General features: G+C 69.3%; 15 protein-coding genes. 13 read left to right on the top strand and 2 right to left on the bottom strand.

Annotated features, from left to right (window positions below; translation table 11 throughout):
• Positions 1–57: 57 nt before the first annotated feature.
• Both rfbC and rfbA read right to left on the bottom strand, forming a co-directional pair.
• Entirely contained in the window at positions 58–657 is a 600-nt protein-coding gene (gene rfbC / locus IE329_RS12235; RefSeq protein ID WP_190210869.1) for a dTDP-4-dehydrorhamnose 3,5-epimerase, read from the bottom strand.
• Positions 654–1,529: a glucose-1-phosphate thymidylyltransferase RfbA gene (gene rfbA, locus IE329_RS12230; RefSeq protein WP_190210868.1), complete on the bottom strand. Its 876-nt coding sequence runs from the start codon at positions 1,527–1,529 to the stop codon at positions 654–656. Before rfbA ends, rfbC begins: the two co-directional genes overlap by 4 nt.
• A gap of 81 nt (positions 1,530–1,610) precedes the next feature.
• Here rfbA and rfbB point away from each other — a divergent pair, with 81 nt between their 5' ends.
• The 13 genes from rfbB (at position 1,611) to rpsC (ending at position 12,019) form a co-directional block, all read left to right on the top strand.
• On the top strand, positions 1,611–2,588 hold the full coding sequence (rfbB, locus tag IE329_RS12225; protein ID WP_190210867.1) for a dTDP-glucose 4,6-dehydratase: 978 nt from the start codon (positions 1,611–1,613) through the stop codon (positions 2,586–2,588).
• A gap of 16 nt (positions 2,589–2,604) precedes the next feature.
• Positions 2,605–3,948, top strand: a complete 1,344-nt coding sequence (locus tag IE329_RS12220; protein WP_190210866.1) for a lipopolysaccharide biosynthesis protein — start codon at positions 2,605–2,607, stop codon at positions 3,946–3,948.
• A gap of 101 nt (positions 3,949–4,049) precedes the next feature.
• The gene (locus IE329_RS12215; protein ID WP_190210865.1) at positions 4,050–4,451 is read left to right on the top strand and encodes a DUF2304 domain-containing protein; all 402 of its coding nucleotides are present in this window, start codon (positions 4,050–4,052) and stop codon (positions 4,449–4,451) included.
• A complete protein-coding gene (locus tag IE329_RS12210) occupies positions 4,448–5,221 on the top strand; it encodes a glycosyltransferase family 2 protein (protein ID WP_190210864.1) in 774 nt (257 codons plus the stop codon). Before IE329_RS12215 ends, IE329_RS12210 begins: the two co-directional genes overlap by 4 nt.
• A gap of 114 nt (positions 5,222–5,335) precedes the next feature.
• Entirely contained in the window at positions 5,336–7,117 is a 1,782-nt protein-coding gene (locus tag IE329_RS12205) for a hypothetical protein (protein ID WP_190210863.1), read from the top strand.
• A 522-nt stretch (positions 7,118–7,639) separates the two neighbouring features.
• Positions 7,640–7,948, top strand: coding sequence for a 30S ribosomal protein S10 (gene rpsJ / locus IE329_RS12200; RefSeq protein ID WP_012785157.1), 309 nt, complete (start codon positions 7,640–7,642; stop codon positions 7,946–7,948).
• A 14-nt stretch (positions 7,949–7,962) separates the two neighbouring features.
• Positions 7,963–8,610, top strand: a complete 648-nt coding sequence (rplC, locus tag IE329_RS12195) for a 50S ribosomal protein L3 (RefSeq protein ID WP_190210862.1) — start codon at positions 7,963–7,965, stop codon at positions 8,608–8,610.
• Between the two features lie 4 nt (positions 8,611–8,614).
• Positions 8,615–9,292 (top strand): 50S ribosomal protein L4, encoded by a 678-nt coding sequence (gene rplD / locus IE329_RS12190; protein WP_190210861.1) that lies wholly within the window; start codon positions 8,615–8,617, stop codon positions 9,290–9,292.
• A complete protein-coding gene (gene rplW / locus IE329_RS12185; protein ID WP_073924305.1) occupies positions 9,292–9,612 on the top strand; it encodes a 50S ribosomal protein L23 in 321 nt (106 codons plus the stop codon). The genes rplD and rplW overlap by 1 nt, the downstream gene beginning before the upstream one ends.
• 43 nt (positions 9,613–9,655) lie before the next feature.
• Complete coding sequence (rplB, locus tag IE329_RS12180; protein WP_073924304.1) at positions 9,656–10,492, top strand: 50S ribosomal protein L2; 837 nt, start codon at positions 9,656–9,658, stop codon at positions 10,490–10,492.
• Between the two features lie 11 nt (positions 10,493–10,503).
• Positions 10,504–10,785, top strand: coding sequence for a 30S ribosomal protein S19 (gene rpsS, locus IE329_RS12175; RefSeq protein ID WP_030055821.1), 282 nt, complete (start codon positions 10,504–10,506; stop codon positions 10,783–10,785).
• Between the two features lie 50 nt (positions 10,786–10,835).
• Positions 10,836–11,183, top strand: a complete 348-nt coding sequence (rplV, locus tag IE329_RS12170) for a 50S ribosomal protein L22 (protein ID WP_033824229.1) — start codon at positions 10,836–10,838, stop codon at positions 11,181–11,183.
• Positions 11,183–12,019: a 30S ribosomal protein S3 gene (gene rpsC, locus IE329_RS12165; protein WP_073924303.1), complete on the top strand. Its 837-nt coding sequence runs from the start codon at positions 11,183–11,185 to the stop codon at positions 12,017–12,019. Before rplV ends, rpsC begins: the two co-directional genes overlap by 1 nt.
• The last annotated feature ends 3 nt before the right edge of the window (positions 12,020–12,022 follow it).

Below are 12,022 nucleotides of genomic sequence, written 5' to 3'. Positions count from 1 at the left end.
GGAACGCGCACACCCGGCGCCCGGACGGGCACCGGGTGTGCGCGCGGGCACCGCCGGTCAGGCGGTGCGCAGGCTCTCGGTGAAGGCCTGGCAGGCCGCGTAGTCCGGCAGCAGCCCGGAGGCGATCGCCTCGGCGAGCGAGGGGGCGGCGGCGTCGCGGGCGGACAGCTGCGGGCTGTCGGCGGGCCACTTGATGCCCAGGTCCGGGTCGAGCGGGTGCACGGAGTGCTCGCCGGTGGGGTTGTACGTCTCCGAGCAGACGTAGGAGAGCGTCGCGTCGTCGCTGAGCGCGCAGAAGCCGTGGCCCAGGCCCTCGGCGATGTAGACCGACCGGCGGTCGGTCTCGTCCAGCTGCACGCCCTCCCACTGCCCGAAGGTGGGGGAGCCGACGCGCAGGTCGACGATGACGTCCAGGACGGCGCCGCGCACGCAGCTGACGTACTTGGCCTGGCCGGGCGGGACGTCGGCGAAGTGGACGCCGCGCACCACGTCGCGGGCGGAGACCGACAGGTTGCCCTGGGCCAGCCGCAGCGGGTGGCCGACGACCTCGGCGAGGCGGTCGAAGCGGTACCACTCCATGAACAGGCCGCGCGGGTCGCCGTGCTGCTGGGGGGTGACCTCGAAGGCACCGCTGATGGACAGCTCGCGGAACTTCATCGGGCGCTCTCCTCGTCGAGCAGGGCGATCAGGTAGTCGCCGTAGCCGCTCTTGCGCAGCGGCTCGGCGAGCTCGCGCAGCTCGGCGGAGGTGATCAGGTCGGCCCGCCAGGCGGCCTCCTCGATGCAGCCGATCTTGAAGCCCTGGCGCTCCTCGATCACCCGCACGAACTCGGAGGCCTGCACCATCGAGACGAAGGTGCCGGTGTCCAGCCAGGCCGTGCCGCGGTCGAGGATGGTCACGTGCAGCTCGCCGGCCCGCAGGTAGGCCTCGTTGACGGCGGTGATCTCCAGCTCGCCGCGGGCGCTGGGCTCCAGCTTCCGGGCGATGTCGACGACCTGGTTGTCGTAGAAGTACAGGCCGGGGACGGCGTAGCGAGAGCGGGGCTGGACCGGCTTCTCCTCCAGGGAGAGCACCTGCCCCTGCTCGTCGAACTCCACCACGCCGTAGGCGGACGGGTCCGCCACCGGGTACGCGAAGACCCGGCCGCCGACCGGCTCGGTGTGCTGGGCCAGACGGGTGCCGAGGCCGCTGCCGTGGAAGATGTTGTCGCCGAGGATCAGTGCGACCGGCTGGTCGCCGATGAAGTCGGCCCCGAGGACGAAGGCCTGCGCGATGCCCTCGGGCCGCTCCTGGACCGCGTACTCGAGACGCAGGCCGAACTGGGAGCCGTCGCCCAGCAGACGCTGGAACTGGTCCTGGTCCTGGGGGGTCGTGATGATCAGGATCTCGCTGATGCCCGCCATCACCAGGGTGGAGAGCGGGTAGTAGATCATCGGCTTGTCGAAGACCGGAAGGAGCTGCTTCGAAACGGCTCGGGTCAGCGGCCACAGTCGTGAGCCGGTGCCTCCCGCCAGGAGAATTCCACGCATGTCGGCAGCTTATGTGAGCTGAGTGTCCGGGCGCTGGGCCGGGGTGGGTGCCTGACAGGGCGCGGGTAGACTGCTCGCACTATGCGCATCCTTGTGACCGGCGGCGCCGGCTTCATCGGTTCAGAGTTCGTCCGCCAGTTGCTCGGCGCTGACTCCTCGGCCCAGATCACCGTCCTCGACAAGCTGACCTACTCGGGCGTCGAGGCCAATCTCGCACCCGTGGCCCACCACCCCGGGTACTCCTTCGTCCGGGCCGACATCTGCGACGCGGAGGCCGTCGACCAGGTGATGCCCGGCCACGACGTGGTGGTGCACTTCGCGGCCGAGTCGCACGTCGACCGGTCGATCGAGGGCGCGGGCCCGTTCGTGCTGACGAACGTGGTCGGTACCCAGGTCCTGCTCGACGCGGCCCGCAAGCACGGCGTCGGCCGCTTCGTCCACGTCTCGACCGACGAGGTCTACGGCTCGATCTCCGAGGGCTCCTGGACCGAGGAGTGGCCGCTGGCCCCCAACTCGCCGTACTCGGCCTCGAAGGCCGGGTCGGACCTGCTGGCGCTGGCGTACCACCGCACCCACGGCATGGACATCGTGGTGACCCGTTGCTCCAACAACTACGGGCACTACCAGTTCCCCGAGAAGGTCATCCCGCTCTTCACCACCAACCTGCTCGACGGCAAGAAGGTGCCGCTGTACGGCACCGGTGGCAACATCCGTGACTGGCTGCACGTCTCGGACCACTGCCGCGGCATCGAGCTGGCGATGCGCAAGGGCCGGGCCGGCCACGTGTACAACATCGGCGGCGGCACCGAGATCACCAACAAGGAGCTGACCGGCCTGCTGCTGGAGGCCGCCGGCGCCGGTTGGGACATGGTCGAGCCGGTCGCCGACCGCAAGGGCCACGACCTGCGGTACTCCCTCGACATCACCAAGATCAGCGAGGAGCTGGGCTACGCCCCGCAGGTCCGCTTCGAGGACGGCCTCGCCGCCACCATCGCCTGGTACCGCGACAACCGCGCCTGGTGGGAGTCGCTCAAGACGAAGGCCGAGCTCGCCGGATGAACCCCGTGACCTGCCGATGACCAAGTCACCGGCTCAGGGACCGCTCGCCAAGCTGCTCGGCGCACTGCCGCCGGGCGTCCGGCTGGTGGTGGGGGGCACCGTCGTGCTCGGCGCCTCCTCGTACATCTTCCTGGCCCTCGCCGGCCACAGCCTGGACACCGCGCAGGTCGCCGGCGTCTCGGTGCTGTGGACGGTGGTGATGTCCGTCGGCTACGGCCTCTTCTCGCCCGTCGAGCTGGAGCTGACCCGGCTGGTGGCCGCCCGCGACGTGGTCGGGCACGGCCCGCTGCCCGCGGTCCGCCGGGTGCTGGTGCTGACCCTCGGTGTGCTGGCGGCCGTGCTGCTGGTGATCGGGCTCGCGGCCCGGCCGATCGCGGACCGGCTGTTCGGCGGGGACATCGGGCTGGTGTACGGGCTCGGCGGCGCGCTCGTCGGCCTGGCGCTCAGCTCGGTCGTCCGCGGCGCGCTGGCCGGCCTCGGCAACTTCAAGGCCTACGGCAGCCAGCTGGCGGTCGACGGCGGGCTGCGGATCGCGCTCGGCGCCCTGGTGCCCGTCCTCGGACTGCACTCGGCGCTGGCGTTCAGCCTGATCCTGGTGATCGCCCCGCTGGCCGCCTCGGTGATCGGACTGCGCTCCGTCCTCGGGGACCGGCGCGGCGGGGCCGTCCCGTCCTGGCGCGAGGTCACCCGCGGGCTGGGCCTGCTGACCGGCTCGACGCTGCTGGCCCAACTGATGGTCAACGCAGCCGTGGTCAACGTGCGGCTGCTCTCGCCCTCGTCCACGGCGCTGGTCGCGGCACTGCTCAACGCGGTGGTGCTGGCCCGGGTGCCGCTGTTCGCCTACGCCGCCATCCAGGCCTCGCTGGTCTCGGCGCTCTCCGGCGCGACCGCGGCGGGCGACCACCGGGAGTTCCGCAAGGTGCTCACCCGGACGTCGGCCATCGTGGTGCTGATGTGCGCGGCGGCCGGCCTGCCGACGATCGTCCTCGGCCCGTGGTTGATCCAGGTGCTCTTCAAGGCCCAGCCGGTCCTCGGACCGGTGGACTTCCTGTGGCTGGTGCTCGGCACCCTCTGCTACATGCTGGCGACCGTGTTCGGCCAGGCGCTGATGGCGCTGGGCCGTCACCACCGCCAGCTGTTCTCCTGGTTGGCCGGCACCGTCGTGATGGTCGCGGTGACCCTGATGCCGGGTGACATCGCCACCAGGGTCGAGGTGGGCTACCTGGCTGGTGCCGCCGTCAGCGCGGCTGCGATGCTGTGGTCGCTGTTCCGTTCACTGCCCGAACAGCCGGGCGTGTCCGGGGAGGAGCGTCCGGCCGTCGCCGGGCAGCGTCCGGCCGGGGCACTGCGGAGTTCCTGAGGGTGCGGTCCGTAGCCGGGCTGTGAAGAACCTGAGTGCGCCGCGCTTATATGATCTGCCTACCATTGCCACGCCACTGCCGCTGAAAGGCGCCTCCCGTCGTGCAACTCACCGTCATCACCTCGGTCACCGGAGTCCTGGTGCTGGTGTACATCCTCGAACTGCTGCGCCGCCAGCAGCTCCGGGAGAAGTACGCCGCCATCTGGCTTGCCATCGGCGTTGTCGTGGCCCCGCTGGGCTTCTTCCCGGGGATCCTGGACTCAACCGCCCGCAGGCTCGGGATCGCCTCCGGGGTCAGCCTCGTCCTCTTCGCCGGCTTCGTCCTCGTGCTGATGGTCAGTCTCCACCTCAGCTGGGAGGCGAGCCGGCTGGAGGCCGAGACCCGCACGCTCTCCGAGGAGGTGGCCCTGATGAGGTCGCACCTCGTGGAGCACCACGGCTACCCCGTGAGCAAGCACCAGGAATTCGCCCAGGACAGCACTGACCCCAAGGTGTTCTCATGATCGACGGACGACGGGTCCTCATCATCCTCCCGGCCTGGAACGAGGCGGAGGGTCTCCCCAGCATCCTGAAGGAGATCCAGACCCACCTGCCGGGCGCGGACACCCTGGTCGTCGACGACGGCTCGACCGACCGCACCGCGGCCGTCGCGACCGCGAACGGCTCGCCGGTCGCCCAGCTGCCCTACAACCTGGGCGTCGGCGGTGCCATGCGGCTCGGCTACCGCTACGCCCACCTGCACGGCTACGACGTGGCGATCCAGATCGACTCGGACGGCCAGCACGACCCGTCCTACGTCCCCGTCCTGCTGGAGAAGCTCAAGGAAGCCGACCTGGTGATCGGCGCCCGCTTCGACGGCGAGGGCAACTACAAGGTCCGCGGTCCCCGCAAGTGGGCGATGGGCCTGCTCTCGGTGGTGCTCTCCCGCATCACCCGCACCCGGCTGACCGACACCACGTCGGGCTTCCGCGCGTGCAACAAGCCGCTGATCGAGTTCTTCGCCAAGTGGTACCCGGTCGAGTACCTCGGGGACACCGTGGAGAGCATGGTGGGCGCCGCCCGCTGCGGCTTCGTGGTCCGCCAGGTCCCCGTCGCGATGCGCGAGCGCACCACCGGCACGCCCAGCGCCTCGCCGGTGAAGGCCATGGTCTACCTGTCGCGCGCCGGGCTGGTGCTGCTGCTCGCGATGATCCGCCGGATGCCGCCGCACCTCAAGGCGATCGCCTCCACCGCCCCCGAGCGCTCCGACGGCCGTCAGCTCGTCGGCCGCTGAACCCGGCCGCAGCCCGTTACGCAGGCGCGGTCCTCCCAGGGCGGTCCCGCCGGAGCTGATCCGGAGGGACTGCCCCAACCGCGGCAGCACGCCGCTTCACGGAAGTGACCTGAGATGACGGACCTGGTCAGCGGCCCGCCCACCGAGAGAAGTCCGGGTGAGGCCACGCAGGCAGATCTGAAGAGCTCCACCCGCAGCGACTCCCGGTTCGAGCGCCTGACCTCCCGGCGCTGGGTGCTCAGACTCGCCGAGGCCGTGGTCAGCCTGGCCGCCGGTCTCGGCTTCCTGCTGCTCAGCCTGCACATCAGCGCCAACCCGCTCTCCCGGATCGGCCAGGTCAGCGGCCTCGCCAAGGTGCAGCAGTACGTGGCCCTGGTCGGGCTGCCCATCCTCGCGGTCCTGCTCTGGACCGCGTACCGGGGCACCCTGCGCCGGTACCAGCTGGTCCAGCGGATCGCCTGCGGCGCGCTCGCCGGCCTCGCGACCGGCGTGGTGGCCGGCGGCATCGCCGTCGCCCTCAACGGCACCCCCTGGGGCCTCGGCGGCCAGGAGGGCGACCCCGGCAACCTGATGGGCATGGCCAACGACATGCTGCGCGGCAAGGGCCTGCCCGGGGTCTACCCGCCCGGGTTCCCCGCGCTGCTGGCCCTGTGGGCCAAGTACTTCCACGGTGGCATCGCCGGCGTGGGGTACGCCCTGAAGGACCTCCAGCTGCTGCTGAGCGCGCTGGTCGGGCCGATGGCCTACCTGGCCTGGCGGCTCGTGCTGCGCCCGTTCTGGGCCCTGGTCATCGCGGTCTCCTCCTCGGTGCTCTTCCTCGACCCGATCCGGCCGTACAGCCACGTCGTGATGCTGATGCTGCTGCCGGTGCTCGCGGCCTGCTTCCGGGAGCTGCGACGCTCCCCGGAGCTCACCGTGCGCTCCACCGTCCTGCGCGGAGCCGGCTTCGGCCTCGTCTTCGGCCTGATGTTCCTCTGGTACTCCGGCTGGTACCTCTGGTCGGCGCCGGGCGCCTTCCTGCTCGCCGCGCTGCTGTTCCCGTGGCGGCGCGGCCGCCACGCGGTCAAGCACGCGCTGCTCTTCCTCGGGTCGATCGTCGCCGTCGCCGCCGTGGTGGGCCTGCCGCTGCTGTACCAGCTCGCCCGGCTGGGCTCGGAGACCGTCGACCGCTACGCGTACATCAACACGTACATCGACCCGGCGTACGTCCTGGGCTGGGCCTCCGACCGCACCGGCGGGCTGAGCTACCACAACTGGCCGCAGTCCGGTGAGCTGGCCGGCCAGTCCGGCTTCGCCGTCCTGCTGCTGCTCGGTGTCGGCATCGGCGTGGGCCTGGGCCTGCGCAACGTGGTGGTCCGCACGGCCGGCTTCGTGCTGGCCGGCGCCTGGCTGCTGCGCTTCTGGTTCGCCTCGCACATGGCGCACGACCAGGCCGTGCAGCTCTACCCCAGAACGACCTGGATCATCATGTACTGCCTGATGATCCTCGCGGTGCTCGGCGCGAAGCTCGTCCACGAGCGCGGCGTCGGCTGGATCCGTACCGCGCTGGACTCCGCGGGGGCCCCGGCGGCCGCCCGGATCTCGCCGCGGGCGATGGCCCAGCTGGCGGCGGGCCTGATCTGCGCCGTCGCGCTGTTCGGCACCATGGGCGCCTCCTGGTCGGCCAACCGGTACATGCCCTCGGCCAACCCGTCCAAGGTCGAGGACATGGGCCTGGACGCCTACCGGGCGCACACCCTGCAGACCGAGAAGGGCGTCTGCCCGAAGTACTCGCCGGTCAAGGACTGCAGCCCGGTGAACATGGAGCTCAAGACGTACTACTTCGAGCCGGACAGCAAGCTCTGGTGCGCCAACGCGGACGGCGAGTTCCAGGCGGTCTGCGGCCGCAAGCCCTGACGCCCGGCCGGCCGGGGGCCGGCGGCGGACACCCCGACCGGGGCCGGTGAGGAACGCCTCACCGGCCCCGATTGGCTTATCGGGTGCGAGCTGTGGCAGTATGTCCAAGTTGCTCGGTTGAGTTGCCGATGCTGCGCGCCTCCCGCCGGGAGGACCGGAAGCGAGTCCCACGTACTCGTCGTTCCCGTGATGGCCGTTCATGTGGTCCGCCTGCACCCCCGTGGTGAAGGTGTGGACCGCAGTGGTGTGTAAGCGACACCGCGGCAGCTGCGGGGCGGACGTACGGGAATCTTCCGGGAAGCGTGAGCAGGGCCTCGACCCGGTATCTGGTGGGTGCAAGACCTCCACCGACCCCGCAGGAATCCGCAGAGAGTGATCTCTGGTGGATTTTTTGCAAGCGCGAGGGCGACACGCCCGACCGCGTGGGTCGGAGGTAACCACCCAGGGGTACCACCGGACCAATCCACCCGGATGACTCCGGCCGCAGAAGCATCAGACGACACAAAGGACTACTGAGTAGCCATGGCGGGACAGAAGATCCGCATCCGGCTCAAGGCCTACGACCACGAGGTGATTGACTCCTCGGCGAAGAAGATCGTCGAGACCGTCATTCGCACTGGTGCGCAGGTCGCGGGCCCGGTGCCGCTGCCCACTGAGAAGAACGTCTACTGCGTCATCCGCTCGCCGCACAAGTACAAGGACTCGCGCGAGCACTTCGAGATGCGCACCCACAAGCGTCTGATCGACATCCTCGACCCGACCCCGAAGACCGTTGACTCGCTGATGCGCCTCGACCTTCCGGCCGGCGTCGACATCGAGATCAAGCTCTGAGAGGCGCGACGAAGATGGCAAAGCAGATTAAGGGCATCCTGGGCGAGAAGCTCGGCATGACCCAGGTCTGGGACGAGAACAACCGGATCGTTCCGGTGACCGTCGTCAAGGCCGGGCCCAATGTCGTGACCCAGGTCCACACCGCCGACAGCACTGCCGGCTACGACGCCGTGCAGATCGGCTTCGGCGAGATCGACCCCCGCAAGGTGAACAAGCCCCTCGCGGGTCACTTCGCCAAGGCCGGTGTCACCCCGCGCCGCCACCTGGTCGAGCTGCGTACCTCGGACGCGTCCGAGTACACCCTCGGCCAGGAGATCACCGCCGAGCTGTTCGAGGCGGGTGTCAAGGTCGACGTGACCGGCACCTCCAAGGGCAAGGGCTTCGCCGGTGTCATGAAGCGTCACAACTTCAAGGGCCTCGGCGCCGGTCACGGCGTGCAGCGCAAGCACCGTTCGCCCGGCTCGATCGGTGGCTGCGCCACCCCGGGTCGCGTGTTCAAGGGCATGAAGATGGCCGGCCGGATGGGCCACGAGCGCGTGACCACCCAGAACCTGACCGTCCACGCCGTTGACGCGGAGAAGGGGCTGCTCCTCATCAAGGGCGCAATCCCGGGTCCGAACGGCGGCCTCGTCCTCGTCCGCACCGCGGCGAAGGGGCTGTGAGGATATGAGCACCATTGACATCCTGTCGCCCTCGGGCGACAAGACCGGAAGCCTTGAGCTGCCGGCCGAGATCTTCGACGCCAAGGTCAGCGTTCCGCTGATGCACCAGGTCGTCGTGGCGCAGCTCGCTGCGGCCCGTCAGGGCACCCACAAGGTCAAGTCTCGTGGCGAGGTCCGCGGTGGCGGTCGCAAGCCGTACCGCCAGAAGGGCACCGGCCGCGCCCGTCAGGGCTCGACCCGCGCTCCGCAGTTCGTCGGCGGTGGCGTTGTCCACGGTCCCGTTCCGCGTGACTACTCGCAGCGGACCCCGAAGAAGATGATCGCCGCCGCTCTGCGTGGCGCGCTCACCGACCGGGCCCGCCACAACCGCATCCACGTCGTCACCGACGTGATCGCGGCCGAGGCGCCGTCGACCAAGGCCGCCAAGGGTCTGTTCGGCAAGATCACCGAGCGCAAGAACATCCTCCTCGTCGTCGAGCGTGCCGACGAGCTGGGTCTCAAGAGCGCCCGCAACCTGCCGAACGTCCACATCCTGGACGCCGGTCAGCTGAACACCTACGACGTGCTCGTCTCCGACGATGTGGTCTTCACCCAGGCTGCTTTCGAGCGCTTCGTGGCGGGTCCCGCCGCGTCCGCCAAGGCTGTGGCTGCTGAGGGCGAGCTCGAAGGGAGCGCCGCCTGATGGCTGCAGAGATCACGAGCAAGACGTTCACGGACCCCCGTGACGTTCTGGTGAAGCCGGTCATCTCCGAGAAGAGCTACGCGCTCCTCGACGAGAACAAGTACACGTTCGTCGTGTCGCCGGGCGCCAACAAGACCCAGATCAAGCAGGCCGTCGAGGCGGTCTTCTCGGTCAAGGTCGAGTCGGTCAACACGCTCAACCGTCAGGGCAAGCGCAAGCGCTCCAAGACGGGCTTTGGCAAGCGCAAGGACACCAAGCGCGCCATCGTGACGCTGGCCGAGGGCAACCGCATCGACATCTTCGGGGGTCCGGTCTCCTAACGGAGACTCGGATCGTCGATAAGGACGAGGACGAGAGAGCCAAATGGGCATCCGCAAGTACAAGCCGACTACGCCGGGCCGTCGTGGCTCCAGCGTGGCCGACTTCGTAGAGATCACGCGGTCCACGCCGGAGAAGTCGCTGGTTCGCCCCCTGCACAGCAAGGGCGGCCGTAACAACGCCGGTCGTATCACCGCTCGCCACCAGGGTGGCGGACACAAGCGCGCCTACCGCGTGATCGACTTCCGTCGTCACGACAAGGACGGCGTGCCGGCCAAGGTCGCGCACATCGAGTACGACCCCAACCGCACTGCGCGCATCGCGCTCCTGCACTACGCGGACGGCGAGAAGCGCTACATCATCGCCCCGCGCGGTGTCGGCCAGGGCGACCGGATTGAGAACGGCCCCGCGGCCGACATCAAGCCCGGCAACAACCTGCCGCTGCGCAACATCCCGGTCGGTACCACCATCCACGCGGTGGAGCTGCGCCCGGGCGGCGGTGCCAAGATGGCCCGCTCCGCCGGTGCCGGCATCCAGCTGCTCGCGCGTGAGGGCAAGATGGCGCACCTGCGCATGCCCTCCGGCGAGATCCGCCTGGTGGACGCGCGCTGCCGCGCGACCGTCGGCGAGGTCGGCAACGCCGAGCAGTCGAACATCAACTGGGGCAAGGCCGGCCGTATGCGCTGGAAGGGCGTTCGCCCGACCGTGCGTGGTGTGGCCATGAACCCGATCGACCACCCGCACGGTGGTGGTGAGGGCAAGACCTCCGGTGGTCGCCACCCGGTCTCGCCGTGGGGCCAGAAGGAGGGTCGCACTCGTAGCCCGAAGAAGGCTTCGAACGCCCTCATCGTGCGCCGCCGCAAGACCAACAAGAAGCGCTAGGAGCAGGTCAGATGCCGCGCAGTCTCAAGAAGGGCCCCTTCATCGACGGCCACCTTCTCAAGAAGGTGGACGCGCAGAACGAGGCGGGTACCCAGAACGTCATCAAGACCTGGTCCCGTCGCTCCGTGATCTTCCCGGCCATGCTCGGCCACACGATCGCGGTCCACGATGGCCGTAAGCACGTCCCGGTGTTCGTCACCGAGTCGATGGTCGGCCACAAGCTCGGCGAGTTCGCGCCGACGCGTACCTTCCGCGGTCACGTCAAGGACGACCGCAAGTCGAAGCGTCGCTAGTCGCCAGCGAGATTACCGACTCAATGACTTACACCAGCAAGGGGACAACCATGGAAGCCAGGGCCCAGGCGCGGTACATCCGCGTCACGCCCATGAAGGCCCGCCGCGTGGTGGACCTCATCCGTGGCCTGAACGCCACGGAGGCCCAGGCGGTCCTGCGTTTCGCTCCGCAGGCCGCTACCGTGCCGGTCGGCAAGGTGCTCGACAGCGCCATTGCCAACGCCGTGCACAACTACAACCACAACAACGTGGACGACCTCGTGATCAGCGAGGCGTACGTTGACGAGGGCCCGACCCTGAAGCGGTTCCGTCCGCGCGCCCAGGGCCGTGCCTACCGGATCCGCAAGCGGACCAGCCACATCACCGTGGTCGTCAGCAGCAAGGAAGGGACCCGGTAATGGGCCAGAAGGTTAACCCGCACGGGTTCCGCCTCGGCATCAGCACGGACTTCAAGTCCCGCTGGTACGCCGACAAGCTGTACTCGGACTACGTCAAGGAAGACGTTGCCATTCGTCGCATGATGACGAAGGGCATGGAGCGCGCCGGCATCTCGAAGGTTGAGATCGAGCGCACCCGCGACCGCGTCCGGGTCGACATCCACACCGCTCGTCCCGGCATCGTCATCGGTCGCCGTGGCACCGAGGCCGACCGCATCCGCGGCGACCTCGAGAAGCTGACCGGCAAGCAGGTCCAGCTGAACATCCTTGAGGTCAAGAACCCCGAGCTGGACGCCCAGCTCGTGGCTCAGGGCGTCGCGGAGCAGCTGTCCTCGCGCGTCTCCTTCCGTCGTGCCATGCGCAAGAGCATGCAGGGCACCATGAAGTCCGGCGCCAAGGGCATCAAGGTCCAGTGCTCCGGTCGTCTCGGCGGCGCCGAGATGAGCCGTTCGGAGTTCTACCGCGAGGGCCGTGTGCCGCTGCACACCCTTCGTGCGAACGTCGACTACGGCTTCTTCGAGGCCAAGACGACCTTCGGCCGCATCGGCGTGAAGGTCTGGATCTACAAGGGCGACGTCAAGAACATCGCCGAGGTCCGCGCTGAGAACGCTGCTGCCCGCTCGGGCAACCGTCCGGCCCGCAACGACGCCCGCCCCGCGCGTGGCGGCGAGCGCGGTGGCCGTGGCGGCGAGCGCGGTGGCGCACGTGGTGGCGCCCGTCGTCCCCAGAACACCGAGGCTCCGGCCGCGGCTGTGACGGAGACGCCGGCTGCCGAGAGCACCGGAACGGAGGCCTGACCG

Origin of the sequence: Kitasatospora indigofera, assembly GCF_014655955.1 — a bacterium.
Lineage (GTDB): Bacteria > Actinomycetota > Actinomycetes > Streptomycetales > Streptomycetaceae > Kitasatospora > Kitasatospora indigofera.
The sequence above is the reverse complement of the archived record's forward strand: the minus strand, read 5'-3'. Positions and strand labels throughout refer to the sequence as shown.

Excerpts from the sequence above, each read along its gene's own strand:
- rplD (WP_190210861.1), top strand. The coding sequence starts at position 8,615 with ATGAGCACCATTGACATCCTGTCGCCCTCGGGCGACAAGACCGGAAGC.
- rplV (WP_033824229.1), top strand. The coding sequence starts at position 10,836 with ATGGAAGCCAGGGCCCAGGCGCGGTACATCCGCGTCACGCCCATGAAG.
- rplC (WP_190210862.1), top strand. The coding sequence starts at position 7,963 with ATGGCAAAGCAGATTAAGGGCATCCTGGGCGAGAAGCTCGGCATGACC.
- IE329_RS12220 (WP_190210866.1), top strand. The coding sequence starts at position 2,605 with ATGACCAAGTCACCGGCTCAGGGACCGCTCGCCAAGCTGCTCGGCGCA.
- rfbC (WP_190210869.1), bottom strand. The coding sequence starts at position 657 with ATGAAGTTCCGCGAGCTGTCCATCAGCGGTGCCTTCGAGGTCACCCCC.
- rplW (WP_073924305.1), top strand. The coding sequence starts at position 9,292 with ATGGCTGCAGAGATCACGAGCAAGACGTTCACGGACCCCCGTGACGTT.
- rpsS (WP_030055821.1), top strand. The coding sequence starts at position 10,504 with ATGCCGCGCAGTCTCAAGAAGGGCCCCTTCATCGACGGCCACCTTCTC.
- rfbA (WP_190210868.1), bottom strand. The coding sequence starts at position 1,529 with ATGCGTGGAATTCTCCTGGCGGGAGGCACCGGCTCACGACTGTGGCCG.
- rfbB (WP_190210867.1), top strand. The coding sequence starts at position 1,611 with ATGCGCATCCTTGTGACCGGCGGCGCCGGCTTCATCGGTTCAGAGTTC.
- IE329_RS12205 (WP_190210863.1), top strand. The coding sequence starts at position 5,336 with ATGACGGACCTGGTCAGCGGCCCGCCCACCGAGAGAAGTCCGGGTGAG.
- rpsJ (WP_012785157.1), top strand. The coding sequence starts at position 7,640 with ATGGCGGGACAGAAGATCCGCATCCGGCTCAAGGCCTACGACCACGAG.
- IE329_RS12210 (WP_190210864.1), top strand. The coding sequence starts at position 4,448 with ATGATCGACGGACGACGGGTCCTCATCATCCTCCCGGCCTGGAACGAG.
- rplB (WP_073924304.1), top strand. The coding sequence starts at position 9,656 with ATGGGCATCCGCAAGTACAAGCCGACTACGCCGGGCCGTCGTGGCTCC.
- rpsC (WP_073924303.1), top strand. The coding sequence starts at position 11,183 with ATGGGCCAGAAGGTTAACCCGCACGGGTTCCGCCTCGGCATCAGCACG.